At 45.6% G+C, this 25,462-nt stretch carries 26 protein-coding genes; 14 read left to right on the top strand and 12 right to left on the bottom strand.

The features are described from left to right. Window positions 1-364: 364 nt before the first annotated feature. Window positions 365-493, bottom strand: coding sequence for a hypothetical protein (locus QUA57_RS04635; RefSeq protein ID WP_333059782.1), 129 nt, complete (start codon window positions 491-493; stop codon window positions 365-367). Between the two features lie 1,073 nt (window positions 494-1,566). On the opposite strand from QUA57_RS04635, the gene QUA57_RS04630 reads away from it, so the two are divergent. Both QUA57_RS04630 and QUA57_RS04625 read left to right on the top strand, forming a co-directional pair. Next, complete coding sequence (locus QUA57_RS04630) at window positions 1,567-2,418, top strand: DUF1206 domain-containing protein (protein ID WP_333059785.1); 852 nt, start codon at window positions 1,567-1,569, stop codon at window positions 2,416-2,418. A 194-nt stretch (window positions 2,419-2,612) separates the two neighbouring features. Continuing rightward, a complete protein-coding gene (locus QUA57_RS04625; RefSeq protein ID WP_333059787.1) occupies window positions 2,613-3,581 on the top strand; it encodes a TIGR03885 family FMN-dependent LLM class oxidoreductase in 969 nt (322 codons plus the stop codon). 282 nt (window positions 3,582-3,863) lie between these two features. On the opposite strand, the gene QUA57_RS04620 is transcribed toward QUA57_RS04625, so the two are convergent. From QUA57_RS04620 to QUA57_RS04610, 3 genes are all read right to left on the bottom strand, one after another. Continuing rightward, window positions 3,864-4,091: a hypothetical protein gene (locus QUA57_RS04620; protein ID WP_333059788.1), complete on the bottom strand. Its 228-nt coding sequence runs from the start codon at window positions 4,089-4,091 to the stop codon at window positions 3,864-3,866. 165 nt (window positions 4,092-4,256) lie between these two features. Then, complete coding sequence (locus QUA57_RS04615) at window positions 4,257-5,150, bottom strand: DUF2382 domain-containing protein (protein WP_333059790.1); 894 nt, start codon at window positions 5,148-5,150, stop codon at window positions 4,257-4,259. An 855-nt stretch (window positions 5,151-6,005) separates the two neighbouring features. Continuing rightward, window positions 6,006-7,244: a HetZ-related protein gene (locus tag QUA57_RS04610; RefSeq protein WP_333059792.1), complete on the bottom strand. Its 1,239-nt coding sequence runs from the start codon at window positions 7,242-7,244 to the stop codon at window positions 6,006-6,008. A gap of 43 nt (window positions 7,245-7,287) precedes the next feature. On the opposite strand from QUA57_RS04610, the gene QUA57_RS04605 reads away from it, so the two are divergent. Then, entirely contained in the window at window positions 7,288-7,656 is a 369-nt protein-coding gene (locus tag QUA57_RS04605) for a hypothetical protein (protein ID WP_333059793.1), read from the top strand. A 107-nt stretch (window positions 7,657-7,763) separates the two neighbouring features. Here the strand turns inward: QUA57_RS04605 and dtd are convergent, their stop codons facing one another. The 5 genes from dtd to QUA57_RS04580 form a co-directional block, all read right to left on the bottom strand. Further along, window positions 7,764-8,219, bottom strand: coding sequence for a D-aminoacyl-tRNA deacylase (gene dtd / locus QUA57_RS04600; protein ID WP_333059794.1), 456 nt, complete (start codon window positions 8,217-8,219; stop codon window positions 7,764-7,766). Window positions 8,220-9,098: 879 nt separating this feature from the next. Further along, a complete protein-coding gene (locus QUA57_RS04595) occupies window positions 9,099-10,226 on the bottom strand; it encodes a GTP-binding protein (protein ID WP_333059795.1) in 1,128 nt (375 codons plus the stop codon). A 396-nt stretch (window positions 10,227-10,622) separates the two neighbouring features. Beyond that, window positions 10,623-10,823 carry a hypothetical protein gene (locus QUA57_RS04590; protein ID WP_333059796.1) on the bottom strand — a complete coding sequence of 67 codons (201 nt, stop codon included), beginning with the start codon at window positions 10,821-10,823 and terminating at the stop codon, window positions 10,623-10,625. A 346-nt stretch (window positions 10,824-11,169) separates the two neighbouring features. Beyond that, a complete protein-coding gene (locus tag QUA57_RS28625) occupies window positions 11,170-11,349 on the bottom strand; it encodes a transposase (protein ID WP_445251949.1) in 180 nt (59 codons plus the stop codon). Window positions 11,350-11,691: 342 nt separating this feature from the next. Continuing rightward, on the bottom strand, window positions 11,692-11,862 hold the full coding sequence (locus QUA57_RS04580) for a hypothetical protein (RefSeq protein ID WP_333039595.1): 171 nt from the start codon (window positions 11,860-11,862) through the stop codon (window positions 11,692-11,694). A gap of 280 nt (window positions 11,863-12,142) precedes the next feature. Between QUA57_RS04580 and QUA57_RS04575 the strand changes: the two genes are divergently transcribed. From QUA57_RS04575 to QUA57_RS04560, 4 genes are all read left to right on the top strand, one after another. Beyond that, a complete protein-coding gene (locus QUA57_RS04575; protein ID WP_333059799.1) occupies window positions 12,143-14,950 on the top strand; it encodes an ATP-binding protein in 2,808 nt (935 codons plus the stop codon). Further along, the gene (locus QUA57_RS04570; protein ID WP_333059800.1) at window positions 14,943-16,274 is read left to right on the top strand and encodes a response regulator; all 1,332 of its coding nucleotides are present in this window, start codon (window positions 14,943-14,945) and stop codon (window positions 16,272-16,274) included. The genes QUA57_RS04575 and QUA57_RS04570 overlap by 8 nt, the downstream gene beginning before the upstream one ends. 98 nt (window positions 16,275-16,372) lie before the next feature. Continuing rightward, window positions 16,373-17,902: a thymidylate synthase gene (locus tag QUA57_RS04565; protein WP_333059801.1), complete on the top strand. Its 1,530-nt coding sequence runs from the start codon at window positions 16,373-16,375 to the stop codon at window positions 17,900-17,902. Further along, window positions 17,899-18,438, top strand: a complete 540-nt coding sequence (locus QUA57_RS04560) for a dCMP deaminase family protein (protein WP_333059802.1) — start codon at window positions 17,899-17,901, stop codon at window positions 18,436-18,438. The genes QUA57_RS04565 and QUA57_RS04560 overlap by 4 nt, the downstream gene beginning before the upstream one ends. A gap of 239 nt (window positions 18,439-18,677) precedes the next feature. Here QUA57_RS04560 and QUA57_RS04555 read toward each other — a convergent pair whose 3' ends face one another. The 3 genes from QUA57_RS04555 to QUA57_RS04545 form a co-directional block, all read right to left on the bottom strand. Next, window positions 18,678-19,184 carry a salt stress protein, Slr1339 family gene (locus tag QUA57_RS04555; protein ID WP_333059803.1) on the bottom strand — a complete coding sequence of 169 codons (507 nt, stop codon included), beginning with the start codon at window positions 19,182-19,184 and terminating at the stop codon, window positions 18,678-18,680. Between the two features lie 72 nt (window positions 19,185-19,256). Beyond that, on the bottom strand, window positions 19,257-19,862 hold the full coding sequence (locus tag QUA57_RS04550) for a VWA domain-containing protein (RefSeq protein WP_333059804.1): 606 nt from the start codon (window positions 19,860-19,862) through the stop codon (window positions 19,257-19,259). 118 nt (window positions 19,863-19,980) lie between these two features. Beyond that, window positions 19,981-20,457 (bottom strand): NAD(P)H-quinone oxidoreductase subunit N, encoded by a 477-nt coding sequence (locus QUA57_RS04545; protein WP_333059805.1) that lies wholly within the window; start codon window positions 20,455-20,457, stop codon window positions 19,981-19,983. A gap of 431 nt (window positions 20,458-20,888) precedes the next feature. Between QUA57_RS04545 and rplC the strand changes: the two genes are divergently transcribed. From rplC to rpsC, 7 genes are all read left to right on the top strand, one after another. Next, window positions 20,889-21,524, top strand: coding sequence for a 50S ribosomal protein L3 (rplC, locus tag QUA57_RS04540; protein WP_333039608.1), 636 nt, complete (start codon window positions 20,889-20,891; stop codon window positions 21,522-21,524). A gap of 190 nt (window positions 21,525-21,714) precedes the next feature. After that, the gene (gene rplD, locus QUA57_RS04535) at window positions 21,715-22,347 is read left to right on the top strand and encodes a 50S ribosomal protein L4 (RefSeq protein WP_333059806.1); all 633 of its coding nucleotides are present in this window, start codon (window positions 21,715-21,717) and stop codon (window positions 22,345-22,347) included. Further along, window positions 22,340-22,648, top strand: a complete 309-nt coding sequence (locus QUA57_RS04530) for a 50S ribosomal protein L23 (RefSeq protein WP_006634999.1) — start codon at window positions 22,340-22,342, stop codon at window positions 22,646-22,648. The genes rplD and QUA57_RS04530 overlap by 8 nt, the downstream gene beginning before the upstream one ends. A 158-nt stretch (window positions 22,649-22,806) precedes the next feature. Then, the gene (gene rplB, locus QUA57_RS04525; protein ID WP_333039612.1) at window positions 22,807-23,670 is read left to right on the top strand and encodes a 50S ribosomal protein L2; all 864 of its coding nucleotides are present in this window, start codon (window positions 22,807-22,809) and stop codon (window positions 23,668-23,670) included. Between the two features lie 113 nt (window positions 23,671-23,783). Continuing rightward, on the top strand, window positions 23,784-24,065 hold the full coding sequence (gene rpsS, locus QUA57_RS04520; RefSeq protein ID WP_006634997.1) for a 30S ribosomal protein S19: 282 nt from the start codon (window positions 23,784-23,786) through the stop codon (window positions 24,063-24,065). 97 nt (window positions 24,066-24,162) lie between these two features. Next, complete coding sequence (gene rplV / locus QUA57_RS04515; protein WP_006634996.1) at window positions 24,163-24,522, top strand: 50S ribosomal protein L22; 360 nt, start codon at window positions 24,163-24,165, stop codon at window positions 24,520-24,522. A gap of 113 nt (window positions 24,523-24,635) precedes the next feature. Then, complete coding sequence (gene rpsC, locus QUA57_RS04510; RefSeq protein WP_006634995.1) at window positions 24,636-25,364, top strand: 30S ribosomal protein S3; 729 nt, start codon at window positions 24,636-24,638, stop codon at window positions 25,362-25,364. The last annotated feature ends 98 nt before the right edge of the window (window positions 25,365-25,462 follow it).

Raw genomic sequence — 25,462 nt, 5'->3', positions numbered from 1 at the left:
GGTTAGCTATTAGAGTTTTCCTGAAAAGTCAGTTAAGGGCAGGACAGGATGCCGAATGTTTGGGAACCGAATTCGGCAATTTCCGGGATAAAAAAGGTTGAAGTCAACAAAGGCACTGCCATTGTGGTTGATTTAATTTTTCTAAAATCCTCCCGGTTATGAACAATCAACTTCTTGCGACAATAGAAATTTAGAGTCTTAAAAATCGACTTAGGCAAAACGTCTATTGTCTTTGTTCACCATTTCAAAATCTTGCTTCTATATACCATTTAATCAAACTAGCCCAACCTTGCCATCTGCCTGATGCCATAAGAAAATATCCATCTGAGGGAAGATGATTGAGGAAAAAATTATGATATTGCTTTCAGTTAAGTGCGATCGATCGCACTATTGGCGATAGATGCTGGATTCCCAACTGCGGCACTGGGCGCATCCATTCTTGCAACGTCCATAACCTAGTTAAGGCAGCTATTCCAGATTCCCAACTATTCATATGCGAGTTTGGATGTATTCGTTGCCAGCAAGATTACCCGGACAAATTTTTGATCGCCTTCCCAGTATTGACGATTTAACCGAACAAATTTAAACAATTTTTATGTGAACCAATTTGCATATTTATCTGTTGTATTCCCACTATCTAAGCCTGATTATCCATAGTTTATTAATTATATTTTTGACCATACTCCTGGTAAATCCGATGCCATACCGCCACGGAACTATCAGCCTTTTTCCAGCTTTTTACCGTCAGCGAGCCGATGCAATTATTTCAAAATTAGAAAAGGGTTTAATGGGTTGGTTGGCAGGCATTGCATAAAGCATAAGTTTTATTGCTATAGCAATCCTTGCAGGAGTCCTAAATCTTTTACCCCACCCCAACCCTCCCCTTAGTAAGGGGAGGGAGTAAGAAATTCACAAAGGATTTAGGCTTGCTATATTACGAGCCTTATTGGTTTCTTTACTTTGCAATTGACACTGCTTTTAGTTGACGAAATTGTGGCATTTATCTTCGCTCTTATTCCCTATAACGGCAAATTTTTAAGTGTAATTTCAGCACGGCTGCATTTATTAGATTCGCCTTGGAAACCAGGCGAACTGTTGTTGCTATATTTCCCAATTCCACAAATTGGAGCAGGCTATTTTCTCACCCGTATCCTTATGAATGAGCAGGTATATTTGGTTTCAATTACACCTTAGCACTCAAGACAGGATTTAGATTTTTATTGGTTCTTTGGGGAGTATTTTTAACGTCGCCAATTCTAATTGTTATTAAAACTTTGGTTAAAGGAGTTTGAATCAAAGATATACTAGAGTGCTGGTCTACTGCTCCATTCTGAAAACTATCTTATAGCCCATAAAGCTAGATTTGTCAAGGCTAATAAATGTGAAATTTATCACTCAATCCACCGCTGTAACTCCCGCTCAAGACTGATAAAAAATATCTCTAAACAAGGTAATAATTAAATTTATAGAGAATAACATAAATTATTGGTTAAAAACTCAGTTAACGGGAAAGGAATTCACCAGAAGCGTATGCCAGTAGTCGTTAACAACTAAAGTATAAAAAATATGAAACGGGACAACTCACCCACCGACAGCATTAAAGACTCAATTGGACAGGCAGCTTCTCATCCCTGGTTTGAGCGACTGGCAAGATTGGGATATGCTTCCAAAGGCTTAGTTTACTTTATTGTCGGTTTTCTAGCAGCACAAGCAGCCTTTAGTATGGGCGGCAGGACAACCAATACTAGCGGTGCATTATCAGAAATTGTTAACCAACCGTTCGGTAAAATTCTGCTATTTCTTGTAACGATTGGCATTATTGGTTATGCCCTTTGGCGTATCGTTCAGACAATTCTAGACCCAGAACACCAAGGACAGAAAATGGATGCCAAGCGAATTGCCCAACGCATTGGCTACGCCTTAAGTGCTTTAGCTTACGCAGGTTTGGCTTTAACGGCTGTAAAACTGATAATGGGTTCCGCCGCTAGTAAGAGCGATTCAACCGAAGATTTGACAGCCCAAGTTTTAGCGCAACCGTTTGGACAATGGCTGGTAGGATTGGCGGGATCAATTGTTATTGGTGTAGGTTTTTCTTATTTCTACGAAGCATATAAAGCCAAATTTCGCCGCCATTTCAAGCTAGATGAAATGAGCCAAACCGAGCAAGCTTGGGCGACACGGTTGGGTCGATGTGGAATTGCTGCCCGTGGAATTGTTTTCGTTATAATCGGTTTTTTCTTAATTCAAGCAGCAAGGCTATCGGATGCTAGTCAAACCAAGGGATTGGGCGAGGTGTTGGAAATTTTGGCACAACAGCCTTTTAGTCCAGTGATTTTGGCTCTAGTACCTTTGGGTTTAATTGCCTATGGCATCTACTCGGTAATTGAAGCTCGCTATCGGCGAATTTTCCGCTCATAAGCTTGCCCGTTATACGGAAAGTTATGAATTTTGAGTACAAGATTATTTTGGGTGAATTTAAAAATTATCTAACTCAAAACTCAAAACTTTTACTAGGCGTCCTGATTAAATCACCTGCTTTTAAGTGTGGATATTTTAACTCAAAACTTAAAATTCCAAACTTAAAACTCAAAACTCAAAACTCCTAAAAACTTATGGCACAAATTGGTTATCACGCTTCCCACGAACAGTTTAAGCCCAGCGAACTGCTGAAATATGTCCAAATGGCAGAACAAGCTGGCTTTACCCATGCCCTTTCTTCCGATCACTTTCATCCTTGGAGTGAAGCGCAAGGACAAAGCGGTTTTGCTTGGTCTTGGTTGGGTGCAGCAATGCAAGCAACGCCGAGGCTTTCCTATCGGGTTGTTTGCGCTCCCGGACAGCGGTATCATCCGGCTATTATTGCCCAAGCTGCGGCAACGTTGGCAGAAATGTTTCCAAATCGTTTTTGGCTCACGGTTGGCAGCGGTCAAGCATTGAACGAACATATTACTGGGGATAAGTGGCCTACTAAGAGCGATCGCAACGCGCGCCTCAAAGAATGTGTCGATATTATCCGCGCCCTTTGGGCAGGAGAAACCGTCACCCATCGCGGTTTAGTGTGCGTAGAAGATGCAAAACTCTATACCCGCCCGGAAATTCTCCCATTAATTATCGGCGCGGCAGTTACCCCAGAAACCGCAGAATGGTTGGGCAGTTGGGCTGATGGATTAATTACTACTTCTCGCCCACCTGAAAAGTTAACAAAAGTCCTTGATGCGTTTCGTCGCGGTGGCGGAGAAGGGAAACCAATGATTTTGAAAGTGCAGCTTTCTTATGACAGTAATGCAGAGAAAGCACTACAAGGCGCTCACGATCAATGGCGTAGTAACATCTTCAAAAGCAAAATGTTGACAGAACTGATAACACCGGATCAATTTGATGCCGCCGGGGAGTTTGTGCAACCAGAGGAGTTATATCAACACGTCCGCATCTCGGCAGACCAAGAGCAGCATATTGAGTGGTTGCAAAAAGATATTGAATTGGGGTTCGATCAACTAATTTTGCACAACGTTAACCGAGAACAAGAGCAGTTTATTGAGGTGTTCGGCGAAAAAGTAGTGCCAGGGCTGACAAAAAGTTGATTCATAATTATGATGCTACTGATATCAATTCCGGCGCCGCCGGAATGATATCAAATTCGGGCTTCATCGTCGGGCGTAAAGTCGAATCAAGCTGCAAACAAATAATTCGCGCTATTTTCAGTTTTTTGACTCATATAGCAATCCTTGCAGGAGTCGTAAATTTTTGACCCCACCCCAACCCTCCCCTTATCAAGGGGAGGGAGTAAGAAATTCACAAATGATTTAGGATGGCTATAGTCAACAGTCAACTATCACCCACGGTGCAACTGGAATCGATATGACTTACCGACTAGGATTGTCAGAATCCTGAGTGCGATCGCCCTCTCCCAAACCCAATGCGGTTCGCCACTTATCGGGATGGCGCGGCATCAGCATTCGCACATCACGATCGGGCAAGCCCATGCCAGCATCTTTGAAGGCAAGAACGATATAAAATGTCTGCTGAGCTTGTTGACCTGCAACTGGCTCAGATTTTACTAAAAAACTGGTCGCATAGATGCTAAACGACAAAGCTAAAAATGCTGTACTTAATTAACGGCAAACGCCAGCAATTAGACATTATAAAGCTCCTCTTTTTTTGTAAGATTAGTAATTTCTTAGGTTTGTATTTGCGCTTCAACGCATCTGTGGTCGAAGACAGCGCAACTACAAACCATTGTTCAATTCATTCGCACTCTAACGCCCTTCCGTCTTCACGTCCAACTCTTCACGACGCAGTGTTTCCGTTGCCTCAACAATCTCCGTTTCAACTTCTTTCCTGATGTTAACTTCTTCGCGCACAAAAGCTTCTTTTTTGAGATCGGCAGTCTCTTCGTAAACTTCCATACGCATCACCTTTTCCTGCTGGAAGGGAGTATCCCGAGTTACTGGCGCACCTGCATTTCCTGGAGTTACACTCTCAATTACAACTCGCTCTTTTTCTGTGGGAATTGAAACTCGAGCCGTTTCGGTTTCTACTCGCTTGCTAATTGCTACCTCGCCAGCTTTGTGACGGCTTTTCTCTGCAACCAGTCGTTCTTCGTAGAGTCGGAATTTGTGATGCTCGCGCTCGTTCATCTGATACAAATGAGGCTCTTGTTCGTAAGTGTAGGTGTTGCGGTCATAACCAGCAGCACTAGCTTGGTTAGAGACAGAACGCGGCATAGAAAGTGGTGCAGATGTCTCTAAAGGCAATGATGCTTCTACAGGTGCAGATGCTTCTACAGGTAGAGTACGATAAACGCCCCGCACTTGTTCTTCATAATCGTAATCAACCACCATCTCATCCTCATACTTGGGTAGTCTTTCTGCTTGGTCTTTACTCCTCAAACCCGTCGCGTAGATGCGTTCTGCATCAACATCCACTCGACAAAGAGCAACTGGAACTAATACCTTTTTGCCAAAGATCCAGAAACCCGTGTCAACAACAAAATATCGGAAACGTCCTGTCTCATCAACTAGCGCGGTATCGATGGAGCCAATCTTCTCATCTGTATTTCCAGCATAGATATCCAGACCTTTGATATCTTCGCCGTTAAAAACCGCGTCGCGGTAGTTGGGATTAAAATCTTCAATTTTGTAAAGTAACATAGGAATCCTTCCCTTTCTATCTACATCAACTTATGCCCCCATTTTAGATATAACTCAAATTTGATGCTTCCTTCTTATGAAGGATTAAATGAAACAGAATAGTACGAGAAGTATATTTATTTTGAATTTTTTCTGTCTTAGGATAGATGAATTGTCATTTTTTATCGCCGTCCGCACACTCAATTTTCACAATCGGTTTTTAAATTTTTTATAAACAAATAAATTTATAACTTATACTTTAATACGCTAAATTAACCGACATGAAACATTTTCTAGACGAATTTCTTACTTTAAAACTAGAGTTGTGTGGGCAGTGCATATATTCATAATCCTCAAGGAAAAACAAGAAAAGAATTCGATTTTTTATTTTTGAGCTAAAAAAGCAACAAACGAATCGAAAGTTGAACATCTCTTTAAATTTGGAATAATAACATAAGGTCTTGCGATGTAACCCGCGCCAGATAATGTCTGGACTCCGGTTTATGCCCTTCGACCGCAAGCCCTAAATATCATTATGAATATATGCAATGCCGCCTCTTCAGCAAGCAATTTCCCATAACTGAGGACTAATAACTAATAAAAACAAATTCCCCGGTCTAACCAGGGAACGAAAGATATTAAAAAAAGTAATAATGACTAATAAAAACAAATTCCCCGGCCTAACCAGGGAACGAAAGATATTAAAAAAAGTAATGTTGTTTTAATAAATTGAATATGCCAAAAAGCGGCGATAAGTTAGTAGCAGCCCTTGTTGATTTGAGAGCGGACGCCGGGGCGGGCATTCCTGTGCAGGTGCCGCACCCGATCGCATTTTCCAGTCTCAAGAAAACAGTTGCATTCATATTGGAGCACCAATTAAGCTTGGCTGCTGTTGCGAGTCTGGCTAGCCAGCTCCAACAGTTGCGCCCAGCGTTTTTGGACTTGTTTGGGAGTGCATTTGAGCGCGGTGGCGATCGCCTTGTCGCTTTCTTGATTCCGCTTCATTTGTAACAGTTGCTGCATTTCAGGCGACAGTTGAGCGCGAAAAGCTTCCCATTTGTCCGAAGTCATTCCCAGCTTTTGATCGACATCAGCACCCAGCCATTCGTGGACGAGTTTCCAATTTTGAGTGCGGGCAAATTTTTCGACGTGGTACTTGAAACGTTGTTGCAAGTAGTCGCGCTGGCGGGAAGACAAACCGAGCGCGCGGTCAATTTCCGAAGCCGAAAGGTCTTGCAGTTTTAAAGTTAAGTAATTCACGCATTCTGGCTGATTTTGCGATTCCAGATAGGCGATCAATTCCGAGACTACTCGATCGCGCAGCACAGCATCAGCCGGATCGACAGTTTCCGATACCATTTGCTCGCGCACTTGTTGCAGCGCCGGAGAGCGGCTGTACATTTCTGCTTCTTCTCCCTTGCCGGATTCTACAGCCATTTCAATGTCGATCGCAGTTTCGGGAGGCTGGCCCTTGGCAAATCCTTGAGCGCGCAACACGATCAGGCGTTGGCGGTTGCGGCCGGGTAAACCGATTTGGCGCTTCGCGTAGTGTTCGGTAAAAGCCATGTACTCAGCCAATTCTAGCTGTGTTCTGGGCTGGTAGGTGACATCGAGTTGGTGTTCGCGGCGGAAAGCTCGCAGAGATTCGATGTAAAAGCCTTGCAAAAAGTCTTCAATCATGTTGTAGCGAGCTTGGAAGTTCAAGTTCGAGCGGAAAGAAGCAACATGGCGGTAAATCATGGCCGCGAGGTGAGAGTGCAGTTCGACGCGGCCTTGTTTGGAACCGAGGCGGTAGTATTGCAGGGTTTTTTGCAACCGGTGCTCGGCCAAGGTGATTTGCCAAGCTTCAACTTCGCCGGAAATTTGGATGCGATCGCTTTTTTGGCAAATCCGTTCGACTTCCTTAGCAATCCGCATCGCCACTGCTTGAGCGCTGCGGCTGGAAGTTTTCATTTCCGCTTGCAATTCTTTGAGGGCGAAGTTAGCCAAAGCGAGGATATCGATGCTTGGAAGAGAATTGATTTCGGCGGTTTGTTCGCTGGATGCAGCCGGAATGCTGTTGATGTCAGAAGCGGTGTTGCAGTTGACGGTGTTGGTGGCAGTTTTGAGAGTCATGGCGTTTATCGGGTGGTAGGGCACAGCGGGTGTGCGAGGACATTTGTCAGAGAGTGAGGTGGCAGTTGCTGGCGGTTTCGCTTGCTGTGCTGATTCAACTCTCTATACATTGAATGTTACGGAAGTAGAGATAACCGCAGTGATGCCAGTGTTCCACTCTCTCATGCAACAGTTTTTGGCTGCTGAATCTGATTCTAAGCGCTGGCTGTGGAAGATTGATTTTATTGCCGTTAAAGCCTTACTGTACAAGCATTCTGAGCTGTTATTTGGGTGGGCGAGCGCGAAGAAAATTCAGGGTGCTGCCAGGCCGCTGAGTGGACAATCTAATAACTGGCTATCTGAGGCGGTTTTGGCCGTTATAGATTGTGGAATCGAGACTCGGCAGAGTGTAGCTAACTGCAATGTATTCTGAAGCTACGGCACAGTAATTCGGAAACCCGGTTAATCTGGAAATTTGATCTTATCCAAGAAGGAAGAAGGAATAAGAAAGAAGCAAAGAGAGCTTTGTTGGCAAACAATTCACCCTGATTCTTTCTCTAATACCAAAGTCACTGGCCCGTCATTCTCGATCGAGACTTGCATCATCGCTCCAAACAAGCCTGTTTCGACTTTTAAGCCGCTTTGGCGCAACTTTTTGACAAATTTATCATAAAAAATTTCAGCTCGTTCAGGAGCCGCGGCTCGGTCAAATGAAGGCCGCCGACCTTTGCGGCAGTCCCCGTAGAGCGTAAACTGACTCACAACCAGCAACTCGCCGCCGATGTCTTGTACGGACTTGTCCCAGCGCCCGGTATTCCCGGCAGAGTCGGGAAACAAACGCAGTTCCAGGCATTTGCGAGCCATCCAATCGAGTTCTTCTTCGGTGTCGGTGTCTGCAATACCTACAAGCAAGTTAAGCCCGCGGCCAATTTTGCCGACAATTTGACCTTCTATTTCGACTTGAGATGATTTTACTCGCTGGATGATGACTCGCATTGACTTGCTTTTTGGTAGCGTCTTAGGATTATTTGAACAGCAGCGCCATCGCCGTGTCGCGATGAAAATGAAATTGTCAGCCACTCACCACTAAATCTTAGATTAAGCGTGGGGGCTTCAAAGGCAAGTTTATAGTTGACCCGCCTGAGTCTTAAATGACACGGCAGGCTTAGGCTCGATCACTGGTTCAGGACACTGAGATTGGAGGGTTATGCGCGCACGGCTAATTTGTATGTCAACTAGACAGAAATGACCCAGCATTAAAATCAAACCCAAAAACAAGGCAGCGTAACCAATCAATTTGAGAAGGGCTAACAAACAATTAGCAAAAAAAAGAAAAATGTCATCTTGAATTTTTACCCAAAAACACCAAAAATTCCTTTTGAGTCGTAATAAAAAGAGCGAAATACAATCACGAATTCTTTTTAGCCGCCGATTGCTCATAGCCCGTCTTCTTGCAAGCTTGTTGTAATAGCTTAGCCGAAAACAAGGAACGTGAGACTATCACGGGAAACTCCCAGACCTCGTTGAGTTTGCCAACTATTGCGCTGCTTGTGGGAAGTAGGAGTGGTGAGAGGTGGTGGGAACAGCATAAAGGTGCAGAGATTACGTAAAACCAACGCAACTCTGCACCTTTGAAAGCACTGGCGATCGTGCTTTTGAGATCGGCGGACAGTATAAGTGTGCGGCTCTGTTTTTGTTAGCAACAATAAAATAGGTCGATCGCTCTTTTTATTCGAGGGCGCTCTTTTTCTTGGAGGGCACTCTTTTTCTTAGAGGGCGATCGCCCTTCATTGTCCCCATCCATCTCCAGTTCGCGATCGCGAAAACAATTAGACCGCGACGCTCTTTGGTTTAGGTGAAAAGAATATTTTACTGTTAGTTCTTCCCAAAACCTTTACCGCGACTGGTTGAAGGCATACAAAGACAGTTTTCGAGTTGCGAGCGCAAATTCTCGGTATCCAAACCCTGACCGATGAGAACAAGCTGGTTCTTCCGCTCACCTTTCCACTCATCATCGTCCATCGTAAATCGCTTGCCGCTCAAGTGAAAAATATGCCGTTTCGGACTTTCTTCAAACCACATAATTCCTTTCGCGCGAAACACATTTGTTGGCAGTTGTTTGTCTAAGAAATATTGAAATTTTCTCAGAGAAAACGGCTTGTCGCTTTGGAAAGAAATTGAGGTAAATCCGTCATTTTCTAAATGGTCGGAGTGGTCGTGATGGCTGTGGTCGTGATGGTCGTGATGGTCGTGATGGTCGTGATGGCTGTGGTCGTGATGGCTGTGGTCGTGATGGTCGTGATGGTCGTGATGGTCGTGACTGCTAGCAGTTTTTTCAGATTGGAAATATTTGTCTGATTCAAACAATCCGACGCTGAGGACTAGCGGCAGGGGAACTTGCGATTTTACTGTTCGCAGAATTCGAGCACCTTCTTTGACATCGCGAATCTTAACTTCTAACAAATCTAAATCTGCTTCTTCAACCAAATCTGTTTTGTTGAGGATAATTATATCGCCGTAAGCTATTTGACTGTAAGCTGCTTGAGAGTTGAACAAATCTAAGCTGTAGTTAGCTGCGTCTACTACTGTCACTATCGAATCGAGACGAGTTAGGTCGCGCAGTTCTGTGCCTAAAAAAGTCATCGCTACTGGCAGCGGGTCGGCGAGTCCGGTTGTTTCGACTACCAGATAATCGAGATTTTCTTGACGTTCCAGAACTTTGTAAACTGCATTAACTAAATCTTCATTAATTGTGCAGCAGATGCAGCCGTTGTTCAGCTCAACCATGTTGTCGTCGGTGGTGACAATCAGTTCGTTGTCGATGCCGATTTCGCCAAATTCATTTACCAAAACTGCTGTTTTCAAACCCTGCTGATTGGTCAGGATGTGGTTGAGCAGGGTTGTTTTGCCGCTGCCGAGAAATCCTGTAATGATTGTAACGGGCAATCCGTGTTTGGGAGCGTCCATCGCCAGTTCTGTCTCGGACTGAGTTGTAGATTGCATAGCTTGACTGTCAAATAATGTCGATCGCAATTTCTTTGTGGTTCTTATTGTATCTTAATTAGGACAAGGCCTCGTAAACCCAGTTTCTCGGAGAAATGTTGGGTTTGGTGGCATGGTATCTACGCATCAACCGGCAATCAGCCCGAGAGTGCAAAATAAGTGCGCCGCTAATTATCGGCAATTGCTAACGCGGTCGATCGCACTTTTTTATTTTTTTGATAATTTTTTTGTTTAGAGTACCTGTGGCAGTTTGCCTGCAACCAGTTTTCCCGGTAAACTCAGCAGCGACAAATTTGGGACAGACTCAAGCTCAGTGCCATCGGCAAATCCCGCTAATCTATAGAACCCATTTGAGATCTTTTTACGCGGTGGCTAGTCTTCTAAGCATCAGTCTGATCAAGCAAAGCTTGAGTTTGGCATTTGAACGAGCGAGTGTGCGATCAAAGTTTTTGACGCCAGCTTTTGCATCTTTCCACCCAAGCGTTGGAACGTTCTCTTCCCCCATCTAGCCGCCGAGGGCACAAATTCAGATTGCCGTTTAGCGTACTTTTCGGCTTTTGATGGCGCGGCTGCGAGTTCAAATTTAATCTTAGCCATAATCTGAGGATAAATCTCCTCCAAGGCAACAGTTGCGTTTCTCAGGGTGGTACCCGTTGTCTAACAAGATGGTAGTTTTGGGAAGTTCGGCAGGTTTAGATTTGAAGTAATCGATGTTTTGGGAAAAAATTTCAATCAGCTTGCAGATTATCAGATAAGCTAGCTTTGGTACAGTGGGTAAAGAAGGGAAAGCCAAGTATATCGACAGCTATATGTCTTTTGATGCTAAACGGTGCATTTGTATAAACAAAACCCTTTAGACTCCTCACTAGCGTAGAAGCGTGTTTTTCTCGCATAAGTGAGTCAATCATTATTAGGGTTGTCCACTGCGGTTTTTTTTGACTTGTTAGCGCACCTTACTATGTAAGTCGGTCATAATCCGATCAAGTACACAGTCCTCACACCAATTTGGGTAATGCCAGAAGACAGTAGAATATTGTGGTATAGCTCTGGGAAAGTCTGACCAATTACAACCGTTCTTGAGTTGATAAAATATCCCCGAAAAGGATTTGCCACGCAAGTCCACACCGGAGGTTGGGTTTTCTTCTTTTGGAACAGTAATGGCTCAATAATTTCCCACTCTTTGTTGCTGACATCGCTGGAATAACCCATTTTAAACCCCAATCTGATTAAATTTACCTCTTTTTGTCAATTTTACTCGATCGCCCCGGGAGCATCCCACTTTTGCAGCCAAGCTAGAAATTGGAGTTTGGAGGCCACAGACTGTCAGGCGCGAGGCTGCGAGGAAAGAGGAAGAAAGAAGGAGCCATTGGAGGCAGGAGGCAGGAGGAAAGAGGAAGAAGGAGCCAGAAGAAGTGTTTTTACAAATATGAGATGCTCCCCTCGCCCAAAAGATGTCAAGTTGATTCTATAAGCGGTAGTCTTCGATTGTAATGGGGTTGAGATATTTTTGGTGGAGTGTGTGCGATCGCCTTGAAATTTGAGCCAGAACGATCGCCCGATCTACTAAATACAACAGTCTGCTAACAGATCCGAGGTGATAACAGCCTCCCTGCCACTCCACCAACCAACGCCACATCTAACTCAGCCATTGTTGCTCTCCGTGAAAAAGAGAAAGTGACTCGCAACTTGCTAATGCGACTGGTCGTTGGAGGTAGGACATCAATTGTTAGTGTTGGTGTCGATTTCCGCTACCAAGTGGTGCGGGATTTGACGCTATAAAACTTGAACCGCAATGCTTTTTTAGAAGTCCAACCGAAGCCGATATTTTTCCTGTTTATTGCAGATAAAATCTGGTGCCTATAAACCAAGTTTGGGAACTCTCAGGCCTGTACCCTATCTTTACTGTTCTGAACGCTATGCTGTCGAAGTCCACAATTGGTGCTGCTAAAGGCTTTAGTAAGGTTCCCCTGCGAACCGGTCTGGTTGTTCCATTCATCCTGCAAATCTTCGCTGCCGTAGGATTAACAGGGTATCTGTCACTGCGAAATGGACAAAAAGCAGTGAATGAACTAGCGACTAACTTACAAACAGAGGTGAGTAACCGTGTGGATCAGCACCTCGACAGCTATGCCGCTGCAACCCGCTATTTGACGCAAATCAACGGCGAGCAAATTGACCTGGGATTGCTGAACTTACAGGATGCCGATCGCCTGGCTCAATTCTTTGCAAAGCAGGTAAAAACCTACAAAGTTGGCTATATCCTGTACGGGTCTAAAACGGGGGACTTTATTGCCTCGGGATATTACCGCGAGTCAACCATTCCGAACCATGGCAATCCTGACATTAGCCTGGTGCTACCGAAGCGGTACGGCAATCCAGATTTGTACAACTACATTACAAATGACCAAAGCAAGCCAACTAAAATGTTTGAAATCACCAAAGCGTATCAGTTCCAGAAAGAAGGCTGGTACGCCAAAGGTGTCGAGACGGGCAAGCCAGGGTGGAGCGAGATCTATCAATGGGAGACTAATAACTACCCCTTGTCGATCGCCACGAGTCGCCCCATCTATGACAAGAATGGTCAGTTGATCGGCAGCGTGGGGGTCGAGCAACGCCTTTCGCAAATTAGTGACTTTTTACGTGAAATTAAGGTTAGTCAATCCAGCAAGGTATTCATTCTGGAGCGCAACGGATTAATCGTTGCCAGCTCTAGCGATGCGCCGGTGTTTTCAGTGACCAACGGCAAACCTCAGCGACTGCGGGGCTTTGAGAGTAAGGACGCCCTAATTCAAGCCACGTCCAAGTATCTCGGCGATCGCTTCGGCGATCTGAAAACCATTCAAACCATCCAGCGCCTAGACTTTGAGATCCAGGGTGAGCGGGAGTTTGTTCAAGTAACTCCCTGGCAGGACGAATGGGGATTGGACTGGCTCGTAGTCGTCGCCATGCCGGAATCAGATTTCATGGGACGAATTAATGCCAATACAGTCAACACGATTTGGCTGTGTTTAGGCGCATTAGGACTGGCAACCGTTTTGGGTATCTACACCTCGCGCTGGATTGCTCGACCCATTTTGCTGCTCAGTCACGCATCGGAAGCGATCGCCGAAGGAAAACTCGACCAAAACGTCGAAACCTCTGGCGTTAAAGAACTGGGTGTACTTGCTCAATCCTTTAACCGAATGGCGCAGCAGTTGCGCGATTCCTTCACCGCCCTAGAGCAAACTAACCAGCAGCTTGAACAGCGAGTTGAAAAACGCACCGCCGAACTCAAGTATGCAAAGGAAGCTGCAGACAATGCCAACAAAGCAAAAAGCGAATTTCTCGCCAACATGAGCCACGAACTTCGCACTCCTCTCAACGGTATTTTGGGCTATGCTCAAATCCTCAACCGCAGCAGCGCATTGCCAGCGAAAGAACGTCATGGGGTAGAAATCATTCACCAGTGTGGTTCTCATTTGCTGACCCTGATTAACGATGTGTTGGACTTGTCCAAAATTGAAGCCGGCAAATTAGAACTCACACCTAAAGGGATTCACTTTCCCTCATTCCTCCAAGGTGTCGCTGAAATCTGCGGCATTCGTGCCGACCAAAAAGGCATTAACTTCGTTTACCAGCCCGATCCGCAGTTGCCTGAAGGGATTTTTGCCGATGAAAAACGGCTGCGTCAGGTGTTACTCAACTTGGTGGGAAATGCGATTAAATTCACCGACAAAGGTTGTGTCACGCTCAAGGTTGCCGTAGTTGAGAATCATCCCAATCCGTCCACTCACTCTTTCAAATTTCAAGTTGAGGATACGGGCGTAGGAATTGCGCCCGATCATTTGGATAAAATTTTTCAGGCTTTTGAACAAGTGGGCGATCGCCAGCGCCAAGTCGAGGGTACGGGTTTAGGACTCGCGATCAGCCAAAGGATTGTCCAACTTATGAACGGAAAAATCCAAGTTAAGAGCCAACCCGGAGTCGGTAGTGAGTTCTTTTTTGAGGTGGAAATGGCGATCGCCACCGATTGGGCCGAGCAAAACTCCCTCACAACTGGAAAACAAATTATTGGTTACGAAGGACAACGACGCAGCATTCTTGTTGTAGACGATCGTTGGGAAAACCGAGCCGTTCTCGTCAACTTGTTATATCCACTAGGATTCCAACTTACTGAGGCAGAAAATGGACAAGAAGGATTGGAAAAAATACGACAGTCTCAACCTGACTTAGTGATTACAGACTTGGCAATGCCAGTCATGGATGGCTTTGAACTGCTCAAACAGGTTCGCAGTGCAAATGAGTTGCAACACCAGAAGATCCTTGTCTCTTCTGCATCAGTATCACAAGCCTATCAACAAATGAGTTTAGATGCAGGGGGAAATGATTTCCTGGCCAAGCCAGTGGAAGTCAGTGAATTATTTAACCTCTTAGCCACTCATTTGGAATTAAAGTGGAAATATGAAATGACAGCCTCAAACGACTCTGGGCCATCCACTCTAACGACTGCATTAGATAAGCCTGAAGGGATTATTCCTTCGACTTTAGAGTTAAGGGCATTACTACAACTGGCACAGCAAGGCAACTTAAAACGGCTACGAGAACACACAGAGCATCTTGCTCACTCTAACCCTCGCTACGCTGATTTTGCATCACAAATTCTTCGGCTTGCTAAGCAATTTAAAGACGAAGAAATTGAAGAGTTGCTACAACAACACCTCACAGAGAAAAAAGCCGATGTCTAGTCCTCAATTAATTCTGGTGGTGGATGATACCCCTGCAAACTTAGAAGTGGTTTGTGAAACCTTAAGTGATGCGGGGTATGAAGTAGCAACCGCAATCAACGGCGATCGCGCTCTTAAGCGAGTCCAAGTTTATCCTCCCGATCTGATCTTGCTCGATGTTCAAATGCCAGGAATTGACGGCTTTGAAACCTGCCAACGTCTGAAGGCAGATCCCAGGACAGCCAGCATTCCGATCATTTTTATGACCGCTGTCTCCGATGCCGATAGTAAGGAGAAAGGATTTGACTTGGGTGCTGTGGACTACATCACCAAACCCTTTCAAGAAAAGGAGATGCTAGCACGGGTAAAAACTCATTTGCAGCTACGGCAGTTAACGAAAAATCTCGAACAGCGTGTAGCTGAGCAAACGGCTGATTTAGAAGCAGCCTTCACACAACTGCAACAGTCTCAGTGTCACTTAGTCCACACCGAAAAGATGTCTGCTTTGGGCAATTTAGTGGCGGGTGTCGCGCACGAGATTAATAACCCGCTTGGCTTTATTGCGGGCAATCTGAATCCTGCTCAGGACTATATTAAAGACCTCTTTAAACTGATCGCTCTCTACCAAAAAGAACTCCCTTATCCAAGTACCACGCTTCAGGCATTCGTGGAGGAAATAGACTTGGAATACTTACAAGAGGATCTACCCAAATTAATCGATTCGATGCAAGAAGGAGTCGATCGCATTCGCACCATCAGCACCAGTTTAAGAACCTTCTCGCGTTCGGATTGCGAACTCCCAATTACTTGCAATATCCACGACGGCATTGACAGCACGCTGTTGATTCTCAAGCATCGCCTCAAAGCCAACGAATGTCGCCCGGAAATTCAAGTCATCACAGACTATGGCGATCTGCCAGAGGTAGAATGCTTTGCGGGACAGTTGAATCAGGTATTTATGAATGTGCTGGCAAATGCGATCGATGCGCTTGAGGAATCAAATCAAGGACGCAGTTTTGCTCAGATCAAAGCCAAACCCAACCAGATTACTGTCAAAACCCAATTGTCGGAATCTCAGGTAGTGATCCGAATTCAGGATAATGGGATTGGGATGACGGATGCGGTGAAGCCAAAAATCTTTGAGCATCTGTTTACCACTAAAGGCGTGGGGCAAGGAACAGGCCTAGGATTGGCGATCGCTCATCAAATCGTAGTCCAGAAACACTCTGGAACTTTAGAAGTCAACTCAACTTTAGGTGAAGGTACAGAGTTTGTGATTTCAATTCCGCTGAAGGCGATCGCGGTAAAAGACATTCAGGCAAAGATTTGCGTTGACGCAGCATAACAAATCCTTGCAGCGGTGGCATAAAGATGATTGATAGTGCCCCTTCAAACCATCCAAACTATTGATATAGTAGTACGCGGTGCAAAAAACGGTAAACCATGACAGCCACAAATCTCGTCAATAAATTTGAGTACAAACCCCTATACAAGCCAAATCAATTAATTTGCGGAACGGGGCAAACAGCCATTGTCAGCGGCTGGACAGTAAAAAGTGCGATCGGCAAAAAATTACAACCCAACGAATTTGCTGTCATCGGACAACTATACTCTCCTACTCGCGGCATCAACTTCTTAATTAGAAACTTGCTGTGCAATCCCCACGTCCGCTTTTTAGTAATTCTCAACGCTACCAAAGAAGACCGTAACTCCGGTGCCGCAGCGTGCTTAATCGACTTTTTTCGCAACGGCTTTGAAGCCGGCAAAAGCGATACTGGTAGAGATTGCTGGTTAATTAAATCTTCAATATTTGGCTACATTGATATTGAAATATCAGCAGAAGCCTTAGAACTATTGCGTCATTCAATCGAATGGAAAGAAGCAATAAATATAGCAGAAACAGTGACTTTTGTAAAGTCTTTTTCCGAAAAAGCAGTGGTTGAACCTTGGGGAGAAACCCTAACTTTTCCATTAGTTGAAATCGTCCCGACTGTGCTTCCCGGTCAGAAATACGGACACAGAATCGAAGGCCAAACAATCGCCGAAACATGGGTAAAAATCATCCACCGAATTAAGACCACCGGCACCTTACGGCCGACTGGTTACGACGGACAGTGGCAAGAATTAATCGACTTAATGGCAGTGATTACAGATGAACCTGCGGAGTTCTATTTTCCCGAACCGAATTACTTACCAATAGACCGTGATTTCCTCGAACAGTACAAACCGCAAATGCTGGAAGATGCCCCATATAGCGAAGGCATTAAATATACCTACGCACAGCGGATGCGGTCATGGTTTGGACGAGATCAAATTGAAGAAGTTATTGCCAAACTAATTAAGGAAATTGACGCAGCAAGTGCTGTAATTAGTCTGTGGGATGCGGGCGGAAATGTTAACAGAAGACCTGACGGTTCATCCGACCACCAGCACAGTGGCAGTCCTTGTTTAAATCACATTTGGGTGCGAGTTGTGGACGGTGAAATATCGCTAACCGCAACTCTCCGCAGTAACGATATGTTTGCGGCTTGGCCGGCAAATGCAATGGGTTTGCGGGCTTTGCAGCAGCACATTCGAGATGAAATTGCGAGGCGTTCCGATTATAATTTGACGATGGGCCCGTTGGTAACGCTGAGTCAATCTGCTCACTTGTATGACGATACCTTTGAAAATGCCGATCGACTCATTCAAACCCAATATGCTAAAATCTGCGAAGATCGAGACTTTTTCGATGCAGCAGGCAATTTTTTAGTTGAAGTAGCCGACAATCAAATAGTTGTCACGCAAACCACCCCGGGCAGCGGCGAAGTTGTCACCTGTTATTCTGGAAAAAACCCTCTCAAGTTAGTGCGAGAAATTTGTGCGGCTTGCCCTGCCATCCAACCCGAGCATATTGGTTATTTGGGAATAGAATTGCAAAAGGCGGCCGAGTGTCTGAAAACCAGCAACCAATACATTCAGGATAGAAAATGAATCTAGAAGAAGAAAGACCGAATTGGGACGAATACTTCTTAATGTTAGCAAAATTGGCCGCTACTCGATCGACTTGTCTGGCTTTTCCTGTAGGCGCGGTGATAACTAAAAACAGGCAAGTTTTAGCAACGGGTTACAACGGTTCGCCGTCAGGTTCGGCACACTGTACTACTCAAGGCTTCTGCTATCCTGGTTTGAGTAGTTGCGACGCCAGCAAAACTTTGCCCTCAAGGGCGGTTCACGCGGAAGCAAATGCGATCGCCAAAGCTGCTAAACACGGTATATCTACTGCTGGGGCTAGTATTTACGTCACTTTAGAACCCTGCATCTATTGTTTGAAATTAGTTATTGCGGCTGGAATTAGAGAAGTGTTTTACGAAACGACTTTTAACAGCGGAGAAAAAGCTGCTTTGAGAGATACTTTTATCAGTGAAGGTATTGTTGAGTTAAAACAAATTCAGCTATCTGAAGATACAGCAAAAAAGGCAGCTTTGTTTTTGTTGCATCCTACATCTGTGGCCAAAAATTTAGTATAGGATCAATCCTCTCCGTGGTTGTCGCAGCCACAGGAAATAACTGTGCTGTGTCGCTATAAATGATATTTATTTGCTGGCCACTTGTAGGATACGGCACTGCCGTATCCTAAATACCGCGTGATACAAAGGATATTTATTGTACGTCTTGCAAAGACACAGCACTGCCATGTCCTTACAACAAATAGAGATGGCAATTAACCAAAAACGGCCTGACCAATTGTGAATACCGTGTAGTTCAATCAATCAAACTCATTCACCGCTTGCAAATAGTCGATAGCCGCATCTATCCTCGAAGAATACTTAAAAGCAAACTGATCGAACCAATATCCCTCATCGGAATTTTTATCCAACTTTTTCAGCCAAACCTGAGCTTGCCTAACTTTCTGTCTGTGCGTTTGTACCTCCAACTGCGCCCCCGCGACTTTTTCTGCTGGCTGCGGTTGCTGTGAAGCTAATTCCTGAGCTTGATTTTGCGCTTCGTGCTCAGCCTTAAGCGGTTGCTGTGAAGCCACTTCCTGAGCTTTATTTTGCGATTCGTACTCAGCCTTAATTTGAGCTAAATCCTTCTCCAAAGGAGTAGCATACAAATTTATATCGGATGTTTTAAATGTTTGATTTGACGGTACTGCAGCTTGTGGCATAGGCGCTTGTGCTTGCACCGATGTCTGACTTTTCAACTCAGCAATTTTTTGAGATGCTTGATACTCTGCCTTAAGTTCACCTAACAGGCGCTCGATCGATTCCATAACTTAAACCCCCTAAAAAATGCTGCTGGGCCAACTGGCCCCAATATAATCACGGAAACTTCACCCGCCTCCTTAATCAGTTATTGCATTCAGCAATACCTCTGTCAGGGTCATTCCTTCAATATCATCCATCGTGACAGTATCAACGATATCGAATTTAGCCCCGGCGCTTTGCAGTTCGTCATCCAATATCTTGAGAAACTTAGTAGCTTCCGGCGCATTCCCTACTTGAATGAAAGAAATCGCCAACTCTTCATCTCGATCGAGCTTCCGGGAAGCCTCTATAATAATTTTCATCACTTCTTTGCGATCGTCCGGTTCCCCGTCCGTCACCACTAATATTGTTTCCCCATTTAGCTTGGTCTTACCGGATGCTTTGCGCTGAAAATAACTGTTCAGAGCGTCTTGCAGAACAGCACCTAAATTCGTAGTTCCCGAAGGTTCGTTTTCTTGGAAAATTTGCACTACTTTAGCTGATGTTACGTTGTCGTAGCGCTTGAAGCGACCGGAAAACACATAAACTGTTATGCCATCAGGATCAAGTTCTTCGCATTTATTCGCCAATGCGATCGTCGATTCTTGCATGAGCGCCCACCGACTTTTACCGCCCATCTGGTCTTTTGTGTACATACTGCCGCTTTTGTCAATAATGATCGTATAATCGCGGTTCTGAAGCATAAGATTTTTCCTGTTAATTAAGTTTTTCCCCAAAATATCAAAACCAGCGAGCAGAAGCTGTTGAGCTTTAGTTGCTCGCTGGTTTTTTTAGTAGATTTGCGATCGAAAACAGCAGAATTTAAGCTGCAACTAAAGCATCTTTAAGTGGCTTCCAGCTAAAAGCTCGATCGCCCCCCATCTCCACTGCTATTTTAACTCGTGGTTCTAACGTCGGCAAAACAGTCAAATACTCAATCTCCTGACTCGACAAAATTTGCCCTTCAATAATCCACAGCACCAATCCTTTTGCTTTCGGTGGCAAATTGTCTAATTGAGTTTTCAACATCGGCGGCACGTAGTATGTATAACCAACCGCCCCTTCGTTGCCAGTAGTTTTCTTGCCCAAATGCGGCGGTCGTACCCCGTGAACCCCCGTTAAATACATCGCCAAATCGCCCAAACCCCGCGCCGAAATCGTGTACCCACCGTAGCCCGCGGCCCTCAGCCGGCGGAGGTAGCGCCCCTCAAATCCTCCCTCTAAAGGAACGTACAGGGCCAGCGACCCCGACTTTTCCAAATCCCGAATCAGATCAGATCCCGTCGTAATCAGTCCCATAAATTTGTGTTTCCTGCTGTATCAAAATTTGGTCGATCGCTGCTTGCGAGCTGGAAATATTATAAATCCTAAAGTTGAGGCGAAAAATTCTCATCGCGCCCTTGACAAACGGCAAACACTTCATGTACTATTGTGAATTGTCGCCGTAAAGGATACTGAGTGGTTTGCTGCTCAAGTCCTGGCACAAACAAGCAAGACCGAGACAAAACTCGGAGATATAGCAGGTAAAAATCCGCGAATCTCAACCCTTGCAAGACTTCCACAAGCTCGCTCCCAAATTTAAAACTCAAATTTTAAACACCGAGGAAGGCTGTTGGTTGATAACAGTTAATTGCAGGAACACTGAAATAAATGTTTCTGCACAAGAGCAAGCGGATTGACGTAAATTTCGCAATCCGAAACCTCTTGCGTAAATAAAAGGAAGAAAATCCGTGTCTGTAGGCATTCTTGGCACTAAACTAGGCATGACTCAAGTGTTTGACGCCGAAGGGAGAGCCATCCCCGTCACCGTCATACAAGCAGGGCCTTGTACAGTAACTCAAATCAAAACAAAACAAACTGACGGCTACGGTGCCGTTCAAGTTGGATACAACGAAGTCAAACCAAAGGCTCTCAACAAGCCAGAACTAGGACACCTTGCCAAGTCGGGGGCGAATCCACTGCGCCACTTGCAGGAATACCGATTGGAAGACACCAGTTCATTTGAATTAGGTCAACAACTAAAAGCAGATACTTTTACACCGGGACAAATAGTAGATGTCATCGGTACAAGCATCGGTAAAGGTTTTGCAGGTTTTCAAAAGCGCCACAACTTTAAACGAGGCCCCATGTCTCACGGTTCCAAGAACCACCGCGAGCCTGGATCGATCGGGCCTGGAACTACTCCTGGTCGCGTTTATCCTGGGAAAAGAATGGCAGGACGTATGGGCAACGTTCAAGTCACCGTCCGCAAACTAACAATTGTCCGGGTGGATACAGAGCAGAATTTACTGCTAATTAAGGGAGCAGTTCCAGGCAAAGCTGGCGCCTTAGTCAATGTTGTGCCTGAGAAAAAAGTAGGACGTTAGTCAGTAGTAAGTAGTCAGTAGTCAGCAGTCAGTAGATAGTGGTTGGCCGTTAGTAGCAAGCAATAACTAAGAACTAAAAGCTGAAAACTAAGAGCTGAAAACTAAGACCTGAGAACAGACAACAGACGACAGACAAAAGACAACAGACAACTAACAACAGACAACTAACAACAGACAAAGGACAAAAGATATGGTTAATTGTGTAGTCCGAAATTGGCAAGGCGAAGAAGTTGGGGAAACAACTTTAGAACTGCGCGTAGCCAAAGAAGAAAATGCGTCTCACATCGTTCACAGAGCATTGACGCGACAACTGAATAACGCTCGTCAAGGAAATGCTTGCACCAAAACTCGCTCGGAAGTCAGAGGCGGCGGTCGCAAACCCTGGCGTCAAAAAGGCACGGGTCGAGCCAGAGCAGGTTCTATCCGTTCTCCGCTGTGGCGGGGCGGCGGTGTCATCTTCGGACCAAAACCGAGAGACTTTGAAGTCAAAATGAACAAAAAGGAACGCCGTCTCGCTTTGCGGACAGCATTCCAAAGTCGCACCGAAGACATCATTGTGGTTGAAGAATTTGCAGAGCAATTTCCGAAACCGAAAAGCAAAGAATTGCTGAGTGCGATCGCCCGCTGGGGTATTGAACCCGATACAAAAGTTCTGTTAATCTTGCCAGAACCGCAACCAAACGTCTACTTATCAGGACGCAACATCGAATTAGTAAACGTCATCTTGGCAACCTCCCTGAATGTTTACGACGTTCTCGCGGCTGACAAAATTATCGTCACATCTACAGCCATAGCTAAAATTCAGGAGATTTACGGTGAGTAAAATCGACCCCCGCGACTACGCAGATTTGATCCAGCGTCCGATTCTCACCGAGAAAGCTACCCGAATGATGGAATTAAATCAATTCACATTCGACGTAGCCCCCAAAGCGACCAAGCCTCAAATCAAAGCTGCAATCGAAGAACTATTTAAGGTCAAAGTCATCGGCGTCAACACCCAAAACCCGCCGCGCAAAAAGCGTCGAGTTGGCAAATTCGTCGGATTTAAACCTTGTTACAAGCGAGCAACCGTAACTCTGACCGACGGAGACTCGATCCGCAAACTCCTATTCCCAGAAGTTTAGCCAATTTTGGATTTTAGATTTTAGATTTTAGATTGCGGTTAACTGGTGAAAATACCAAACCCAGAAAGTTACCAAGTTAACTGATAATCCCAAATCTAAAATCCAAAACCGCCAAGTCCTTGCATCCCAAATCTAAAATCTAAAATCTAAAATCGATTATGGGCATCCGTTCTTACCGACCTTATACCTCCAGCACCCGAGAACAAACCGTCTCGGACTTTGCTGAAATTACCAAATCAGAACCAGAAAAGTCTCTAACCAGTAATAAGCACACCAAACAAGGCCGCAACAACCGAGGCGTCATTACCTGTCGCCACCGGGGAGGCGGTCACAAACGGCTTTATAGAGACATCGACTTCCGCCGCGACAAACACAGCATTCCAGCTACCGTCAAGGCGATCGAATATGACCCCAATCGCAACGCCCGCATCGCCCTCCTGTTCTACAAAGACGGCGAAAAACGGTACATCCTGCACCCGCTCAACTTAAACGTCGGTACAGTAATTGTCTCAGGCCCAGACGCGCCGATCGAGATCGGTAACGCCCTCCCCCTGAAGAACATTCCCCTCGGTACCAGCATCCACAACGTCGAGCTAGTACCTGGAAAAGGCGGACAAATCGTTCGCTCCGCCGGCTCCAGCGCTCAGCTAATGGCAAAAGAAGGTAGCTACGTTACCCTGAAACTGCCATCCGGCGAACAGCGCAAAGTCCGCGCCGACTGCTATGCCACTATCGGTCAAGTCGGCAACACAGACGCCAGAAACATCAGCCTCGGCAAAGCAGGTCGCACCCGCTGGAAAGGTCGTAGACCCACCGTTCGCGGTAGTGTCATGAACCCGGTAGACCACCCGCACGGCGGTGGCGAAGGCAGAGCTCCCATCGGACGTCCGGGGCCTGTCACTCCTTGGGGTAAACCAGCATTGGGTGCAAAAACTCGACGCAAAAACAAGCGCAGCGACGCTTTAATCGTCCGCCGCCGCCGCAAATCTTCCAAGCGCGGTAAGGGCGGTAGACAAAGCTAGTCATCAGTCAGCAGTCTTCAGTGCTTAGTTATTAACTGCTAACTAATGACTGAGGACTGATGACCAATGACTGCTGAATCATGCCTAATGACTCCTGAATTACTAAAAAAATCATGTCTCGATCGCTAAAAAAAGGCCCCTTTGTCGCAGATGCTCTGATGACAAAAATCGAAAAACTCAACGCCGCCGGCCAAAAACAAGTAATTAAAACTTGGTCGCGATCTTCCACAATCCTGCCTCAAATGGTAGGTCACACGATCGCCGTTCACAACGGCAGACAGCACGTACCCGTCTACCTCACCGACCAAATGGTAGGTCACAAACTCGGAGAATTTTCCCCCACTCGCACCTTTAGAGGTCACGCGAAAAGTGGTGATAAAAAGGCAAAAAGATAGCCGAATTAGGTGACAGGTAATAGGTAATCGGACAAACTTTTTCCCAATTACCAATTACCTTTTTCCCAATTACCAATTACCAATTACCCAAATCGAAATGGTTATAGATACCACATCCGAAATTAAGGCGATCGCCCGTTACATCCGGACATCCCCCTTCAAAGTGCGCCGAGTCCTCGACCAAATTCGCGGCAAAAGCTACCAAGAAGCGCTGATTTTACTCGAATTCATGCCCTACCGCGCCTGCGAACCAATCGTCAAAGTTTTGCGATCGGCAGTAGCCAACGCCGAACACAACGCAGGATTGGATAAATCCAAGCTGGTAGTTTCTCAAGCTTACGCAGACCAAGGCCCAGTCCTCAAACGCTTTAGACCCCGCGCTCAAGGTCGCGCCTACCAAATCCGCAAGCCAACCTGTCACATTACCGTAGTAGTAGCTCCGCTCGTAGAAAACTAAACCAGGGAAAAACGTAATAGGTAATAAACAGCTTAAAGTTGAAAAAATCGGTAATCACCAATTACCAATTACCAATTACCAATTACCAATTACCAATTAACTCATCAACTATTATGGGCCAAAAAATACATCCAATTGGTTTTCGCCTCGGCATTACCCAAGAGCACCGCTCTCGCTGGTTTGCCGATCCCAAAAACTATCCAGAACTCTTGCAAGAAGACTATAAAATTCGCAAGTACGTTCGTAAAACCCTCAGCAATGCTGGCATTTCATCGGTCAAAATTGAGCGGAAAGCCGATCAAATCGACCTAGAAGTGTTCACCGCCAGACCAGGCGTTGTCGTAGGCCGCGGCGGAGCAGGGATCGAAACTTTGCGCGTCGGTTTGCAGCAGCAACTGGGTAGCAACCGCCAAATCCGCATTAACGTCGTCGAAGTCCAGCGAGTAGACGCCGATGCCACACTGATCGCGGAATACATCGCTCAGCAACTAGAACGGCGCGTATCTTTCCGCCGAGTCGTCCGCCAAGCGATCACCCGCGCCCAAAAAGTCGGCATCCAAGGCATCAAAATTCAAGTCAGCGGACGCCTCAACGGTGCAGAAATTGCCCGTACGGAATGGACCCGGGAAGGAAGAGTCCCCTTGCACACGCTGCGGGCAGACATCGACTACTCCTACTGCACTGCTCAAACCATCTACGGTATTCTGGGCATTAAAGTTTGGGTTTTCAAAGGCGAAATTATTCCCGGACAGGAACAAGAGGCTGCACCAAATGCAGCAGTGCCCCGCACCAAACAAAAGCGCCGCCGCCAGAACTTTGAAGATCGATCGAACGAAGGCTAGCTAATTGTTAACTGTTAGTTGTCATTTGTTAAGTGTGAGTTGTTCCAAACCAATTAGCAATTAGCAATCACCAATTACCAATTACCAATTACCAATTA

It is taken from the genome of Microcoleus sp. Pol7_B2, from assembly GCF_036701035.1.
Classification (GTDB): domain Bacteria; phylum Cyanobacteriota; class Cyanobacteriia; order Cyanobacteriales; family Microcoleaceae; genus Microcoleus.
Note: the sequence above shows the minus strand (reverse complement) of the source record. Positions and strands in the feature narration are given on the sequence as shown.